The sequence below is a fragment of the Burkholderia sp. Se-20373 genome (genome assembly GCF_017104705.1).
Lineage (GTDB): Bacteria > Pseudomonadota > Gammaproteobacteria > Burkholderiales > Burkholderiaceae > Burkholderia.
The window spans coordinates 1-14,299 of the sequence record NZ_JAAGPH010000052.1 but is presented as its reverse complement, the minus strand read 5'-3'; the positions used below and the strand labels follow the sequence as shown (position 1 = coordinate 14,299).

The following is a 14,299-nucleotide window of genomic DNA, read 5'->3' as shown; positions in this document are numbered from 1 at the left end:
CACCACCATGGCACGTTTCTTCATCGATCGCCCCGTCTTCGCGTGGGTGATCGCAATTTTCATCATGCTGGGCGGCGCATTCGCGATCCGCGCGCTGCCCGTCGCGCAGTACCCGGACATCGCGCCGCCGGTCGTCAGCCTCTATGCGACGTACCCGGGCGCGTCCGCGCAGGTCGTCGAGGAATCGGTGACCGCACTGATCGAGCGCGAAATGAACGGCGCGCCGGGGCTGATGTACACGTCGGCCACCAGCAGCGCCGGCGCGGCGTCGCTGTACCTGACGTTCAAGCAGGGCGTGAACGCCGATCTCGCGGCCGTCGAAGTGCAGAACCGGCTGAAGACGGTCGAGGCGCGGCTGCCGGAACCCGTGCGGCGCGACGGCATCCAGGTCGAGAAAGCCGCCGACAACATCCAGCTCGTGGTGTCGCTGACGTCGGACGACGGGCGGATGACCGCCGTGCAGCTCGGCGAATACGCGTCGGCGAACGTCGTGCAGGCGCTGCGCCGCGTCGAGGGTGTCGGCAAGGTGCAGTTCTGGGGTGCCGAGTACGCGATGCGGATCTGGCCCGACCCGGTGAAGCTGGCCGGGCACGGCCTCACCGCGTCGGATATCGCGTCGGCCGTGCGTGCGCACAACGCACGCGTGACGATCGGTGACATCGGGCGCAGCGCGGTGCCGGCCAGCGCGCCGATCGCGGCGACCGTGTTCGCGGATGCGCCGCTGAAGACGCCCGCCGATTTCGGCGCGATCGCGCTGCGCGCGCAGGCCGACGGCGCCGCGCTTTACCTGCGCGACGTCGCACGCATCGAGTTCGGCGGCAACGACTACAACTACCCGTCGTACGTGAACGGCAAGGTCGCGACCGGGATGGGCATCAAGCTCGCGCCGGGCTCGAACGCGGTCTCCACCGAGAAGCGCGTGCGCGCGACGATGGACGAGCTGTCCGCGTATTTCCCGCCGGGCGTGAAATACCAGATCCCGTACGAGACGTCGTCGTTCGTGCGCGTATCGATGAACAAGGTCGTCACGACGCTGATCGAGGCCGGCGTGCTCGTGTTCCTCGTGATGTTCCTGTTCATGCAGAACCTGCGTGCCACGCTGATCCCGACGCTCGTCGTGCCGGTCGCGCTCGCGGGCACGTTCGGCGTGATGTATGCGGCGGGCTTCTCGATCAACGTGCTGACGATGTTCGGGATGGTGCTCGCGATCGGCATTCTCGTCGACGACGCGATCGTCGTGGTCGAGAACGTCGAGCGGCTGATGGTCGAGGAGGGGCTCGCGCCTTACGACGCGACCGTCAAGGCGATGAAGCAGATCAGCGGCGCGATCATCGGGATCACCGTGGTGCTGACGTCGGTGTTCCTGCCGATGGCGTTCTTCGGCGGCGCGGTGGGCAACATCTACCGGCAGTTCGCGCTGTCGCTCGCGGTGTCGATCGGCTTCTCGGCCTTCCTTGCCCTGTCGCTGACGCCCGCGCTGTGCGCGACGCTGCTCAAGCCCGTGTCGGGCGACCATCACGAAAAGCGCGGCTTCTTCGGCTGGTTCAACCGTCTGGTCGCGCGCTCGACGCAGCGCTATGCAACGCGCGTCGGCAAGATGCTGAAGAAGCCGGTGCGCTGGCTCGTCGTGTACGGCGCGCTGACCGGCGCCGCGGCGCTGATGCTCACGCAGCTGCCGACCGCGTTCCTGCCGGACGAGGACCAGGGCAACTTCATGGTGATGGTGATCCGGCCGCAAGGCACGCCGCTCGCGGAAACGATGCAGAGCGTGCGGGAAGTCGAGTCGACCATCCGCCGCGACGAGCCGACCGCGTTCACGTATGCGCTCGGCGGCTTCAACCTGTACGGCGAAGGGCCGAACGGCGGGATGATCTTCGTCACGCTGAAGAACTGGAAGGCGCGCAAGAACGAAGACGCGCACGTGCAGGCGATCGTCGCGCGCATCAACGAGCGCTTCGCGAGCACGCCGAACACGACGGTGTTCGCGATGAACTCGCCGGCGCTGCCCGATCTCGGCTCGTCGAGCGGCTTCGACTTCCGGCTGCAGAACCGCGGCGGGCTCGACTACGCGACGTTCAGCGCCGCGCGCGAGCAGTTGCTCGAGACGGGCCGCAAGGATCCGGCGTTGACCGACCTGATGTTCGCCGGCACGCAGGACGCGCCGCAGCTGAAGCTCGACATCGATCGCGCGAAGGCGTCCGCGTTGGGCGTGTCGATGGACGAGATCAACACGACGCTCGCGGTGATGTTCGGCTCCGACTATATCGGCGACTTCATGCACGGCACGCAGGTGCGCCGCGTGATCGTGCAGGCCGACGGGCTGCACCGGCTCGATCCGGATGACGTGAAGAAGCTTCGCGTGCGCAACACGCACGGCGAGATGGTGCCGCTCGCGGCGTTCACCACGCTGCGCTGGACGCTCGGGCCGCCGCAGCTCACGCGCTACAACGGCTTTCCGTCGTTCACGATCAACGGCTCGGCCGCGGCAGGCCACAGCAGCGGCGAGGCGATGGCCGCGATCGAGCAACTCGCCGGGAAGCTGCCGGCCGGCACCGGCTTCTCGTGGTCGGGGCAGTCGTTCGAGGAGCGGCTGTCGGGGGCGCAGGCGCCGATGCTGTTCGCGCTGTCGGTGCTCGTCGTGTTCCTCGCGCTCGCGGCGCTCTACGAGAGCTGGTCGATTCCGTTCGCGGTGATGCTGGTCGTGCCGCTCGGCGTGATCGGCGCGGTGCTCGGCGTCACGCTGCGGATGATGCCGAACGACATCTATTTCAAGGTGGGGCTGATCGCGACGATCGGGTTGTCCGCGAAGAACGCCATTCTGATCGTCGAAGTCGCGAAGGACCTGGTCGCGCAGCGCATGTCGCTCGTCGACGCGGCGCTCGAGGCCGCGCGCCTGCGGCTGCGGCCGATCGTGATGACGTCACTCGCGTTCGGTGTCGGCGTGCTGCCGCTCGCGTTCGCGTCGGGCGCCGCGTCCGGCGCGCAGATGGCGATCGGCACCGGCGTGCTGGGCGGCGTGATCACGGCGACCGTGCTCGCGGTGTTCCTCGTCCCGCTGTTTTTCGTGATCGTCGGCCGCCTGTTCGACGTCGGCCCGCGCCGGCGCGGCGGGGCACAGCCGGCGACGATGGAGGGTTCTCAATGATGTTTGCGCTGAATGCACGCGCCGCGCTGCGGGCCCAGGTTGCGCTGGCCGCCGCGCTCGCGCTGGCCGGCTGCACGCTCGCGCCGCGTTACGAGCGGCCGGCGGCGCCGGTGCCGGCGACCTATACGCCGGTCGACGGCAGTGGCGCACCGGCGGCCGAGGTGTCGCCCGCCGACGCCGCGCTGCTCGACGACTGGCGCACCTACTTCACCGATGCCGCGCTGCAAGGGTGGATCGACGCGGCGCTCGCGAACAACCGCGACCTGCGGGTCGCGGCCGGCCGGCTCGAGGAAGCGCGCGCGCTGTACGGTGTGCAGCGCGCGGACCGGATGCCGTCGGTCGATGCGAACCTGGGCTATGACCGTACGCGCCAGTACGACCCGGTCGTGCGCGAAAGCGCGATCAGCGGGCTGTATCGCGCGGGCGTCGGCATCAGCGCGTACGAGCTCGACCTGTTCGGCCGCGTGCGCAGCCTGTCCGATGCGGCGCTCGCCGACTATTTCGCGACGGCCAATGCGCAACGCACGGTACGCATCGGCGTGATCGCCGATGTGGCCGGCGCCTATGTATCGGAGCGCTCGCTGCACGAGCAGCTCGCGCTGGCGCAGCGCACGCTGGATGCGCGCCAACGCATGGCCGCGCTCACGCAGCGCCGTTATGCGGCCGGCACGAGCGACGCGATCGAGCTGCGTTCGGCCGAGATGCTGGTGGCATCCGCGCGCGCGTCGCAGGCCGCGCTGCAGCGCGAGCATGCGCAGTCCGTGCGGGCGCTGCAGTTGCTCGCGGGCGACTTCGCGCGCAACGTGCCGGATGACACGACTGCGCTGGACGCACTGTCGATCGCGCCCGTGGCGCCCGGCGCACCGAGTGCGCTGCTCGAACGGCGGCCGGACATCCGGCAGGCAGAGGCACGCCTCAAGGCCGCCAACGCGCAGATTGGCGCCGCGCGCGCGGCGTTCTTCCCGCGCATCACGCTGACGAGCGACTACGGCTCGGTCAGCGATGCGTTCTCGAGCCTGTTCGCCGGCGGCACGAGCGTGTGGACGTTCGCGCCGCGCCTCACGCTACCGATCTTCGCGGGCGGCCGCAATCAGGCGAATCTCGACGTCGCGAACGCGCGCAAGCACATCGCGGTGGCCGATTACGAGAAGACGGTGCAGACCGCGTTCCGTGAAGTGGCCGACGCGTTCGCCGCGCGCGACTGGATCGATCGCCAGCTTGCCGCGCAACAGGACGTGTATGCGGCCGATGGCGCGCGATTGAAGCTCGCCGAGCGCCGTTACGCGGGCGGTGTGGCGACGTATCTCGAACTGCTCGACGCGCAGCGCAGCACGTACGAGTCGGGGCAGGAGCTGATCCGGCTCAAGCAACTCAGGCTCGCGAATGCGATCACGCTGTACCGCGCGCTCGGCGGCGGCTGGTCGCCGGCGTCGGCGGAGGCCGCGGCGTCCGCGTAATGCCCGTCGCCTGATGCAAGCGCGTCGGGCGGCATGACGGCGGCGGTGCGCTTCGATGTGCCGCCGCCGCTTTCTTCGATCCATACCGCTCTTCCGGCGATATCTTTCCCGTCACTGACAGGCTGGCCAGGACGTTTTTCATCCTGCCGGAACAGCCCTCGTCGTGCGACCGCTCGTGTCGCCATTCCGCGCAAACGTGTGCGGTCCATTTTTCCTTCTTGCGCTGCTGCGATCCGGACCGGATGACCGGTTCCGGCGACCGCGCATGCATGTGATTTACGATCCGGAATTGACGGTCTGATTAATCAATATATTGGAAATAATGAGGGCGGCAAAGTGTCGCAGTAAAACGTTTGTATTCAAGTCGCAATCGTTTGCGCGAAAGAATGGAATTGATTGAATCGCCGTTTAATTTCCTGTTTGTTGAAAATGATTTGATATTGGCGTTGTCGTTCTGCAACGATGGCGGCATTGGACAATGCTTTGTCCTTTTCGACGATGACTTCGCGGGAGCCAATCCCAGCATGGGTGAGCAGGGTGGCTACGGCTGTCGATCGAAAATTTCCTTAATCTTCAATTGCTTCCGGAAAATAAAAAAGGACTGCGGATAAAAGTTGAAGGATTGTAAATCGACAGGAAAGAGTGTGGATTTAGAGGGGTAAATCGGACATTGTCAGATGCATTTGACAATGATTTACAGAAAACTTTCACGATTATCTCGATAATGCCGCCTCGTGTCGGACGGAAGCCACCATGCGCTGCCGTTTGTGTCCGCCACGTCAACTACTCCATTTGCAGTCCTTACGGGAAACGTCATGAAAAAATCCATCCTGACCGCTGTCGCACTCGCGGCCCTGTCGACCTCGGCCTTCGCAGCGGGCACCGGCACGATCAACTTCACGGGCGAGATCGTCGCGGGCGCATGCGGCATCGATTCGGGTTCGGTCAACCAGACCGTGAACCTCGGCAAGGTGCCGACCAACGTGTTCAAGCAGGCTGGCGACAAGTCCACGCCGACCAACTTCGACATCAAGCTGACCGACTGCGACACGAGCATCGCGCAGAACGCGTACTTCACGTTCACGGGCACGTCGAGCGCAGGCCAGCCGAAGCTGCTCGCGACGATCGGGTCGGCAACCAACGTCGGCATCCGCCTGCAGGCAGCGTCGGGCGAATACCTCGACAACGGCGCCGAGCAGAAGGCACCGACCGTGCTGCAGAACGGCACGAACATCGCACGCTTCGCTGCGATGTACGAAGCGACCGCAGCCGGCGTGACGCCGGGTACCGCCGACGGCGTCGCGAACTTCACGGTTCGCTACCAGTAAGCCGCCGTACCGGGGAAGGGTGCGCGCACCCTTCCTCGTTCGTTTTCCTCTTTTCCCCCTCCCTGGACTTCCGGTAGCGCCGCGTGCGAATCAGACATTCCTTCCTTTGCGTCTCCGTGCTGGTGGTCGGCAGCCAGAGCCATGCGACGGAATTCAATTCGTCGTTCCTGAACATCGACGGCTCGAACAACGTCGATCTGTCGCAGTTCTCGCAAGCGGACTTCACGCTGCCCGGCGAGTACATGCTCGACGTGCAGGTCAACGACCTGTTCTACGGGCTGCAGGCGATCGAATTCATCGCCGTCGACCCGTCGGGGGCGGGCAAGCCGTGCGTGCCGCCGGAACTCGTCGCGCAGTTCGGGCTGAAGCCGTCGCTGCTGAAGGACCTGCCGCGCTTCCAGGGCGGGCGTTGCGTCGACCTCGGCGCGATCGAGGGCGCGACCGTGCGCTACCTCAAAAGCGACGGGCGGCTCAAGATCACGATTCCGCAGGCCGCGCTCGAGTTCACCGACTCGACCTACCTGCCGCCGTCGCGCTGGTCCGAAGGGATTCCGGGTGCGATGCTCGACTATCGCGTGATCGCGAACACGAACCGCAACTTCGGGACGGGCGGCCGCCAGACGAATTCGATCCAGGCCTACGGGACGGTGGGCGCGAACTGGGATGCATGGCGCTTTCGCGGCGACTACCAGGCGCAATCGAACGTGGGCAATACGGCCTACGCGGACCGCACGTTCCGCTTCAGCCGGCTTTATGCATTTCGTGCGTTGCCGTCGATCCAGTCGACGGTGACGTTCGGCGACGACTACCTGACTTCCGACATCTTCGACACGTTCGCGTTGACGGGCGCGTCGATCCGCAGCGACGATCGCATGCTGCCGCCTTCGCTGCGTGGCTATGCGCCGCTGATCTCGGGCGTCGCGCGCACCAACGCGACCGTGACCGTGTCACAGGCAGGCCGCGTGTTGTACGTGACGCGCGTGTCGCCGGGGGCGTTCGCGCTGCAGAACATCAATACGAGCGTGCAGGGCACGCTCGACGTCGCGGTCGAGGAAGAGGACGGCAGCGTGCAGCGCTTCCAGGTGACGACGGCCGCCGTGCCGTTCCTCGCACGCGCCGGGCAGTTGCGCTACAAGGCCGCCGTCGGCAAGCCGCGCCAGTTCGGCGGCGCCGGCATCACGCCGTTCTTCGGCTTTGGCGAAGTCGCCTACGGCCTGCCGTTCGACGTCACGGCATACGGCGGCTTCATCGCCGCGTCGGGTTATACGTCGATCGCGCTCGGCCTGGGCCGCGACTTCGGCGCGTTCGGCGCGCTGTCGGCCGACGTCACGCATGCGCGGGCGAAGCTGTGGTGGAACGGCGCGACGCGCAACGGCAACTCGTACCGCATCAACTATTCGAAGCACTTCGACGGGCTCGATGCCGACGTGCGCTTCTTCGGTTATCGCTTCTCCGAACGCGAGTACACGAACTTCGCGCAGTTCTCGGGCGACCCGACCGCGTACGGCCTCGCCAACAGCAAGCAGCGCTACTCGGCGACGCTGTCGAAGCGTTTCGGCGATACGTCGACCTATTTCTCGTACGACCAGACGACCTACTGGGAACGCGCGAACGAGCAGCGCGTCGGCCTCACGCTGACGCGGGCGTTCTCCATCGGCACGCTGCGCAACCTGAACGTGAGCGTGTCGGCGTTCCGCACGCAGAGCGCCGGTGCAAGCGGCAACCAGGTCTCGGTTACCGCGACGTTGCCGATCGGCGGCCGTCACACCGTCACGTCGAACCTGACGACGGGCAGCGGCAGCACGAGCGTGAACGCGGGCTACATCTACGACGATCCGAACGGCCGGACCTACCAGGTCAACGCGGGTGCGACCGACGGACGCGCGTCGGCGAACGCGAGCTACCGCCAGCGCTCGTCCGCGTATCAGCTGACCGCGCAGGCGTCGACGCTCGCCAATGCGTATGCGGCGGCATCGCTCGAAGTCGACGGTTCGTTCGTCGCGACGCAACACGGCGTGTCGGCGCACGCGAACGGCAATGCGGGCGACACGCGCCTGCTGGTGTCGACCGACGGTGTGCCCGACGTGCCGCTGTCCGGCACGCTCTCGCACACCGATTCGCGCGGCTACGCGGTGCTCGACGGTATCTCGCCGTACAACGTGTACGACGCGACCGTCAACGTCGAGAAGCTGCCGCTCGAAGTGCAGGTGACGAACCCGATCCAGCGCATGGTGCTGACCGACGGCGCGATCGGCTTCGTGAAGTTTTCCGCCGCGCGCGGCAGCAACCTGTACCTGACGCTGACCGACCCGGCCGGCAAGCCGCTGCCGTTCGGTGCATCGGTGCAGGACGTGGCGAACGGCAAGGAACTCGGCATCGTCGGCGAGGGCGGTGCGGCGTTCCTGACCCAGGTTCAGCCGAAATCCACGCTGGCGGTGCGGGCGGGCGAACGCACGCTCTGCACGATCGACACGCTGCCGAACCAGCTCCAACTCGAAGGCACGCCGATTCCGGTGACGTGCCAGACGCCCGGCGAGTCGCATGCAGCGGCCGCACGGGTCGAACGATGAATTCACGGATCCCGCGATGAAACATTCCTTCTCCCTTTCCTTTCCGCGGCGCGCCTGGTGCGTGCTCGCGACCGCCGGCGCGCTGTTCGCAGGCGCCGCGCAAGCGGCGATCGTGCCGGACCGCACGCGCGTGATCTTCAACGAAGGCGAACCGGCCGCGATCGTCACGATCACCAACAAGAGCACGACGTACCCGTATCTCGTGCAGTCGTGGCTCGAGGACGCGAAGGGCAACAAGATCACGTCGCCGCTGATGGTCGTGCCGCCGCTGCAGCGCGTCGAGGCGAACGAGCGCAACGTGCTGCGGATCGCGAAGCTGCCCGGCACCGAGCTGCCGGCCGATCGCGAAACGGTGTTCTACCTGAACATCCGCGAAGTGCCGCCGAAGACGGACACGCCGAACACGCTGCAGATCGCGCTGCATACGCAGATGAAGCTGTTCTATCGCCCGAAGGCAGTGCAGCCGGCGCGCGACGTGGACTGGACGATGCCGATGACGTTGCGGGTCGACTCGGCCGCGCACACGCTCGTGTTCGACAATCCGACGCCGTATCACATCACGATCGTCAACCTGGCTGCGGGGGCGCAGAAGACGCCCGTGCCGCTGGAGCCGGTGATGGTGAGCCCGATGAGCAGGACGGACGTGCCGTTCAAGGCCGCGACGCCGTCGACGCTGTTCGTCACGCATGTGGACGACTACGGCGGCCAGGTGGCGGTGGAGTATGCGTGTGAGGCAGGTGCTTGCAAGAGCGTGAAGAAATGAGCGGGGGCGCAAGACAACGCGTGTCGCCGCTCGCGGCATGGTTGCGCTGGGTCGTGCTCGCGATGCTGATCGCGGCGGTGCAGCCGGCATGGGCGCTGCGCTGCCTGAGCGACGGCGGCGCGGATTCGCTGACCGAGCCGATCGGCGGTGTCGCATCGTATCCGACGGACGCGCAGGACGGGTACGTGATCTGGGTATCGCCGCCGCGCACGACGACGGGCTACTGCTACAAGGACTACGGTGGGGACGCGCTGAAGTTTTCCGAGAAGGTTTACTTCTACGCGAACCCGAGATCGCAGGATCCCGCCGCATGGGGGCTGGAAATCGGCATTCGCTATGGTGGCCAGGACTATTTCGGCCTGGGCAGCGGGCCGAGCGCGCGCGTGGAAACCAACACGACAGTAGGCACGTGTTCGCAATGGGACTTTGACCGCGGGCGCTGCGAGAAGGTGCCGCTCAGCATTACCTATCAGGTGGTGATACGCAAGAAGGGCCAATGGATGCAGCCGCCGAACGATATCTATGCGGTCTTTCAGTTCGACGGCAAATACGGTCTCAACGCGGCCCGATCGAGTTTTCAGTACCGGCTGAGCGGGTTGTCGCGCCTGAAGCCGACGCCCTGCCTGGTCGACGTGCTGGTGACGCCCGAGCCCGGCATCGTCAATTTCGGTCAGGTGCAGGCGTCCGGCAATGGCTTCCTGCCGGCAGTGCCGCGCCGGCGGTTCTCGTTGTCGCTGACGAAGAAATGCAGCATCCCGATTCGCGTCGACGGTTATTTCGAGGCGACCAAGGGCACCGTGCAGAACGGTTTACTGGTACCGGCGGCGAACAGCAATTTCGGGATCGGCCTCGAGGATAGTCAGGGCAAGGCGATCGAGTTCAACAAGCAGTTCACGCTCACGCAGTTTGCGGCCAACGTCGCGAATCAGACCGTGTTGCTCGATGCGGTGCTCAAGTCATTCGGACCACCAAAGATCGGGCCGTTCGACGCAGCCGCAACAATCCGGATTTTCCTGTATTGAGCGTGGTGCGGTATGAGCGACGAGTGTCGCAAAACACGTCGGCTGCACCGGAATTTCATTGACGCACTGACGGAGGGGAAGGGGATGTATCCGAGACGCAGTATCGTCGCGGCCATGCTGGCCGTGTCGGCAATGGACGGGGTTCACGCTCAGACAGTATCGGCGGGCGGTTATTCGTTGACCGTGATCGGCGACCTGGGTGGGCCGCGCGATGGTCGCTACAACGGCAGCGCCGGTTCCCCGGCGCCTTGTGTCATTTACCGCACCCAGCGACAAACCTTGTGATGGTGATGCTCGAAGTGGCACACGCGGTGCGGATGGGCTTCGGCGATGGCCGGCACGAGCACGGCGGCGGCGAGCGCCGCGACGGTCAGGGTCTTGAGTAGCGTCTTCATGTTTGAGGTCCTGTCGTTGAATAGTGGGTCACGGGAGCGGCAGCGCATTACCACTGCGGCCGCTGATCGTCGCGATGGTCGTCCCGGCGATCGTCGCGGCGGTCGTCATGCCCGCCGCGATGCTGAGCCTCCCAGTCGCGGCGCTCCCAGTAGCGATTTCCGTCCCAGTAACGATCGCCATGCCAGCCGATCGTGACTTCGGCCGGCCCAGGATAGGCGACGCATCCGGTAAGCATCACGCTCGACAGCGCACCAATCATGACGGCGGATAACACGATGGATTTCATGTGGTTCTCCCTTGGGGAAACGGCACGTCGATCGTACGGGCCCTCAAAATTTCACGTGGTAAGAAGTTGCTACCGCACATGACACGACACGCCAGGCGTTTCGTCGGAACCGCTGAAGGCAGCGGCAGCCGTATCCGCCAGACAGACGCGTCGATGGCCGCCTGCCACGGCCGGCACCACGCGTCCCATCTGCCCCGGCAACGATTCCGCCGATTGTTCAGACAAATCCTGACAACCGAAAGGGTCATTTCGTAATCGGATTGAGAATGATTTGCGTTTACGTTAAATTTCGCTATCTCGGAATTTGACGGAGCAGATCGATGGCGATGGCGGAAGTGCTCGACCGACCGGCGGCGGCAGCGGCAAACCCGTTCCTCGGCAGTTATCCCGACCGGCCGCCGCGTGCGCGCCGTACCGCGGAGCCCCGTGCGCAGGGCGCGCTGCTGGACGTGCTGATCTCGCATCGCACGATGCTCGTCAATGTCGCGCGCGGCTTCGTCGGCTGCGCGAGCCGCGCCGAGGACGTCGTGCACGACGTGTTCGTGAAGCTCGTCGAATTCCCGAACCAGGACGCGGTGCGCCAGCCGGTCGCCTACGTGACGCGGATGGTGCGCAATGCGTCGATCGATGCGTGCCGCCGGCAAAGCCTCGAGAACGTCTATCACACGGAAGAGGACGACGGCTTCGACGTGCCGTCGCCCGAGCCGACGCCGGAAGCCGCGCTGCTGACGCGCGACACGCTGCGGCGCGTGTGGGCGGCGCTCGACGACCTGCCGGCGCGCAGCCGCGCGGCGTTCGAGATGGTGCGGCTGCGCGAGGAAACGCTGCAGACCGCGGCGCGCGCGCTGAACGTGTCGCAGACGCTCGTGCATTTCATGGTGCGCGACGCGGAACGCCACTGCGCGGAATGCCTCGACGCGTGCCATCGCGGCGTCGCGTGCCCGGTGTTCCTGGGCGGCCGCGCACGGCGCCGGTAAAAATCCGCGCCGGCCAAACGTCTATCAGACAGGAGCGGCCGAAACCGCCGCTTCGCCACCTTCAACCGCCTCAGCGATTTCCGATCATGACGCAAGCCACGACGCCTTCCGCCGACACCGACGACCTCGTCTACACGGTCGTCATCAACGACGAAGAACAGTATTCGATCTGGCCGACGTTCCGGCCCGTGCCGGCCGGCTGGCGCGAGATCGGCGTGAGCGGCCCGAAAGCCGACTGTCTCGCGCATATCGAGACCGTCTGGACCGACATGCGCCCCGCGAGCCTGCGCCGCGCGATGGACGGCGAGCGCGCACCGCGCGCGTCGTGACCCGCTGCGCCGCGTTTCCGGCGCGCCACCTGAAGAGGACGTTGCATGACCCTGCTTTCGTTGCCGACGCTCGACGACCTGCGTATCGAGCCGGGGCTGCCCACCGTCGTGTCGCCGCGCGGCAGTGACGGCATGTCGATCGACGACGTCGCGCCGCTGGCGCGCGAGATCGCGGCCGACACGCTCGAACGGGCGGGCGGCGTGCTGTTCACGGGTTTTCACGTGCCGTCGATCGACGCGTTCCAGCAGTTCGCGGCATCGTTCGGCGATCCGTTGATCGGCTATGAATACGCATCGACGCCGCGCAGCCAGGTCGAAGGCGCGGTCTACACGTCGACCGAATACCCGCCGCACCGCGCGATTCCGCTGCACAACGAGCAGTCGTACACGCGCGAATGGCCGCTGCGGATCTGGTTCCACTGCGCGCTCGCCGCGCCGAAGGGCGGTGCGACGCCGATCGCGGACAGCCGCGCCGTCCATCGCGCGCTCGATCCGGCGTTGGTTGCGCGCTTCGAGAAACGCGAGCTGCTGTACGTGCGCAATTTCGGGCAGGGGCTCGACCTGCCGTGGCAGCAGTCGTTCGGCACCGACGAGCCGGCCGAGGTCGAGCGGATGTGCGCGGCGCGCGGCATCGAATGCGCATGGCGCACGGACGACGACGGCGAGCTGCTGCTGCGCACCCGCGAACGCTGCCAGGCCGTCGCGCGCCATCCGCGCACCGGCGAGCGCGTGTGGTTCAACCAGGCGAACCTGTTTCACCTGTCGGCGCTCGACGACGACATGCAGGAAGCGCTCGTCGACGCGGTCGGGCTCGAGAACGTGCCGCGCAACGTGTATTACGGCGACGGCGAACCGCTCGAAGCCGACGCGCTCGCGGAGATCCGCGGCGTGCTCGACCAGCAGCGCATCGTGTTCCCGTGGCGCACGGGCGACGTGCTGATGCTCGACAACATGCTGACCGCGCATGCGCGCGACCCGTTCGAGGGGCCGCGCAAGGTCGTCGTCGCGATGGCGCAGAGTTATACGGTCCCGCGCGACCGAACGGAGGATTGATGACGCGTAGTACCGCCGCGCTTGCCGCGCGCGGGCTGTCGGTAGGGTATCGCGACCATGTCGTGATCGACGGGCTGGACCTGTCGATCGCGGCCGGCCGCGTAACCGCGCTGTGCGGACCGAACGGCTGCGGCAAGAGCACGCTGCTGCGCACGCTCGCGGGCCTGCAGCCCGCCCGTGCCGGCCATGTCGACGTCAACGGCCAGCCGCTCGCGGCGTTCCGCCGTCGCGCGCTCGCGCGCGAGCTGACGATGCTCGCGCAGTTCAACCAGATTCCATCGGGCCTCACGGTGCGCGAGCTCGTCGCGTACGGGCGCTATGCGTACGGCGGCTTCCTGCGCGGGCTGTCGCGCGCCGATCACCTGGCGATCGACGAGGCGCTCGAGACGAGTGGCCTCGCGGGCGACGCGGACCGTGACGTCGGCGCGCTGTCGGGTGGCGAGCGTCAGCGCGCGTGGATCGCGATGGCGCTCGCGCAACAGGCGCCGATCGTGCTGCTCGACGAACCGACGACCTATCTCGACATCCATCACCAGCTCGACATCCTCGATGCGCTGCGCACGCTGAACCGCACGCGCGGGCTGACGATCGTGTGGGTGCTGCACGACCTGAACCAGGCGGCCGCGTACAGCGACGAGATCGTGCTGATGCGCGCGGGCCGCCTCGTCGCGCAGGGCACGCCCGATGCGATGCTCGAGCCGGCGCGGCTGCGCGCGGCGTTCGGCGTCGAGATGCTGAAGCTTTCGCATCCGCAGACGGGCGCGCCGATGTGCGTGCCGGCCTACGGGCCGACGACCGACGGCGTGCCGCAGGCGGCCGGCGTCTTCGACCGGGATCTCGCCGTATGACGACGTTCACGCAGCGCGGCATCGGCGACGTGCTGGTCACGTTCGAGAACGAAGTCGCGCTGATGGACACCGGCGCATCGGGCGCACAGTTCGACGCGGTGTATCCGTCGGCGAGCATCCTCGCG

General features: G+C 66.6%; 12 protein-coding genes and 1 pseudogene. 11 read left to right on the top strand and 2 right to left on the bottom strand.

Annotated features, from left to right (window positions below):
• Positions 1-7: 7 nt before the first annotated feature.
• The 6 genes from G3N96_RS18595 to G3N96_RS18570 all read left to right on the top strand — a co-directional run bounded on the left by G3N96_RS18595 (position 8) and on the right by G3N96_RS18570 (position 10,285).
• Complete coding sequence (locus G3N96_RS18595; protein WP_206138053.1) at positions 8-3,145, top strand: multidrug efflux RND transporter permease subunit; 3,138 nt, start codon at positions 8-10, stop codon at positions 3,143-3,145.
• The gene (locus G3N96_RS18590; RefSeq protein WP_206138072.1) at positions 3,145-4,602 is read left to right on the top strand and encodes an efflux transporter outer membrane subunit; all 1,458 of its coding nucleotides are present in this window, start codon (positions 3,145-3,147) and stop codon (positions 4,600-4,602) included. Before G3N96_RS18595 ends, G3N96_RS18590 begins: the two co-directional genes overlap by 1 nt.
• A gap of 815 nt (positions 4,603-5,417) precedes the next feature.
• Positions 5,418-5,930, top strand: a complete 513-nt coding sequence (locus tag G3N96_RS18585; protein ID WP_034186931.1) for a fimbrial protein — start codon at positions 5,418-5,420, stop codon at positions 5,928-5,930.
• A gap of 116 nt (positions 5,931-6,046) precedes the next feature.
• Complete coding sequence (locus G3N96_RS18580; protein ID WP_206138071.1) at positions 6,047-8,500, top strand: fimbria/pilus outer membrane usher protein; 2,454 nt, start codon at positions 6,047-6,049, stop codon at positions 8,498-8,500.
• Positions 8,501-8,516: 16 nt separating this feature from the next.
• Entirely contained in the window at positions 8,517-9,263 is a 747-nt protein-coding gene (locus G3N96_RS18575) for a molecular chaperone (protein WP_206138052.1), read from the top strand.
• Positions 9,260-10,285, top strand: coding sequence for a fimbrial protein (locus G3N96_RS18570; RefSeq protein WP_206138051.1), 1,026 nt, complete (start codon positions 9,260-9,262; stop codon positions 10,283-10,285). Before G3N96_RS18575 ends, G3N96_RS18570 begins: the two co-directional genes overlap by 4 nt.
• 257 nt (positions 10,286-10,542) lie before the next feature.
• On the opposite strand, the gene G3N96_RS18565 is transcribed toward G3N96_RS18570, so the two are convergent.
• A complete protein-coding gene (locus G3N96_RS18565) occupies positions 10,543-10,680 on the bottom strand; it encodes an HHHH-motif protein (RefSeq protein WP_163008971.1) in 138 nt (45 codons plus the stop codon).
• Positions 10,681-10,727: 47 nt separating this feature from the next.
• Positions 10,728-10,967, bottom strand: a complete 240-nt coding sequence (locus G3N96_RS18560; protein ID WP_071334430.1) for a hypothetical protein — start codon at positions 10,965-10,967, stop codon at positions 10,728-10,730.
• Between the two features lie 320 nt (positions 10,968-11,287).
• Here G3N96_RS18560 and G3N96_RS18555 point away from each other — a divergent pair, with 320 nt between their 5' ends.
• From G3N96_RS18555 to G3N96_RS18535, 5 genes and pseudogenes are all read left to right on the top strand, one after another.
• Entirely contained in the window at positions 11,288-11,944 is a 657-nt protein-coding gene (locus G3N96_RS18555; protein WP_124585341.1) for an RNA polymerase factor sigma-70, read from the top strand.
• Positions 11,945-12,030: 86 nt separating this feature from the next.
• Positions 12,031-12,273: an MbtH family NRPS accessory protein gene (locus G3N96_RS18550; protein WP_124585339.1), complete on the top strand. Its 243-nt coding sequence runs from the start codon at positions 12,031-12,033 to the stop codon at positions 12,271-12,273.
• A 45-nt stretch (positions 12,274-12,318) separates the two neighbouring features.
• Positions 12,319-13,326 (top strand): TauD/TfdA family dioxygenase, encoded by a 1,008-nt coding sequence (locus G3N96_RS18545; RefSeq protein WP_124585337.1) that lies wholly within the window; start codon positions 12,319-12,321, stop codon positions 13,324-13,326.
• Positions 13,326-14,174, top strand: coding sequence for an ABC transporter ATP-binding protein (locus G3N96_RS18540; RefSeq protein ID WP_206138050.1), 849 nt, complete (start codon positions 13,326-13,328; stop codon positions 14,172-14,174). The genes G3N96_RS18545 and G3N96_RS18540 overlap by 1 nt, the downstream gene beginning before the upstream one ends.
• Positions 14,174-14,299 (top strand): annotated as a pseudogene (locus G3N96_RS18535) (sulfate ABC transporter substrate-binding protein); the annotation flags it as partial. The gene G3N96_RS18540 and the pseudogene G3N96_RS18535, both read left to right, overlap by 1 nt.

What these genes read in the sequence shown, in the direction of transcription:
- G3N96_RS18585 (WP_034186931.1), top strand. Translation starts at nt 5,418, where the DNA reads ATGAAAAAATCCATCCTGACCGCTGTCGCACTCGCGGCCCTGTCGACC.
- G3N96_RS18560 (WP_071334430.1), bottom strand. Translation starts at nt 10,967, where the DNA reads ATGAAATCCATCGTGTTATCCGCCGTCATGATTGGTGCGCTGTCGAGC.
- G3N96_RS18595 (WP_206138053.1), top strand. Translation starts at nt 8, where the DNA reads ATGGCACGTTTCTTCATCGATCGCCCCGTCTTCGCGTGGGTGATCGCA.
- G3N96_RS18555 (WP_124585341.1), top strand. Translation starts at nt 11,288, where the DNA reads ATGGCGATGGCGGAAGTGCTCGACCGACCGGCGGCGGCAGCGGCAAAC.
- G3N96_RS18590 (WP_206138072.1), top strand. Translation starts at nt 3,145, where the DNA reads ATGTTTGCGCTGAATGCACGCGCCGCGCTGCGGGCCCAGGTTGCGCTG.
- G3N96_RS18550 (WP_124585339.1), top strand. Translation starts at nt 12,031, where the DNA reads ATGACGCAAGCCACGACGCCTTCCGCCGACACCGACGACCTCGTCTAC.
- G3N96_RS18570 (WP_206138051.1), top strand. Translation starts at nt 9,260, where the DNA reads ATGAGCGGGGGCGCAAGACAACGCGTGTCGCCGCTCGCGGCATGGTTG.
- G3N96_RS18540 (WP_206138050.1), top strand. Translation starts at nt 13,326, where the DNA reads ATGACGCGTAGTACCGCCGCGCTTGCCGCGCGCGGGCTGTCGGTAGGG.
- G3N96_RS18575 (WP_206138052.1), top strand. Translation starts at nt 8,517, where the DNA reads ATGAAACATTCCTTCTCCCTTTCCTTTCCGCGGCGCGCCTGGTGCGTG.
- G3N96_RS18545 (WP_124585337.1), top strand. Translation starts at nt 12,319, where the DNA reads ATGACCCTGCTTTCGTTGCCGACGCTCGACGACCTGCGTATCGAGCCG.
- G3N96_RS18565 (WP_163008971.1), bottom strand. Translation starts at nt 10,680, where the DNA reads ATGAAGACGCTACTCAAGACCCTGACCGTCGCGGCGCTCGCCGCCGCC.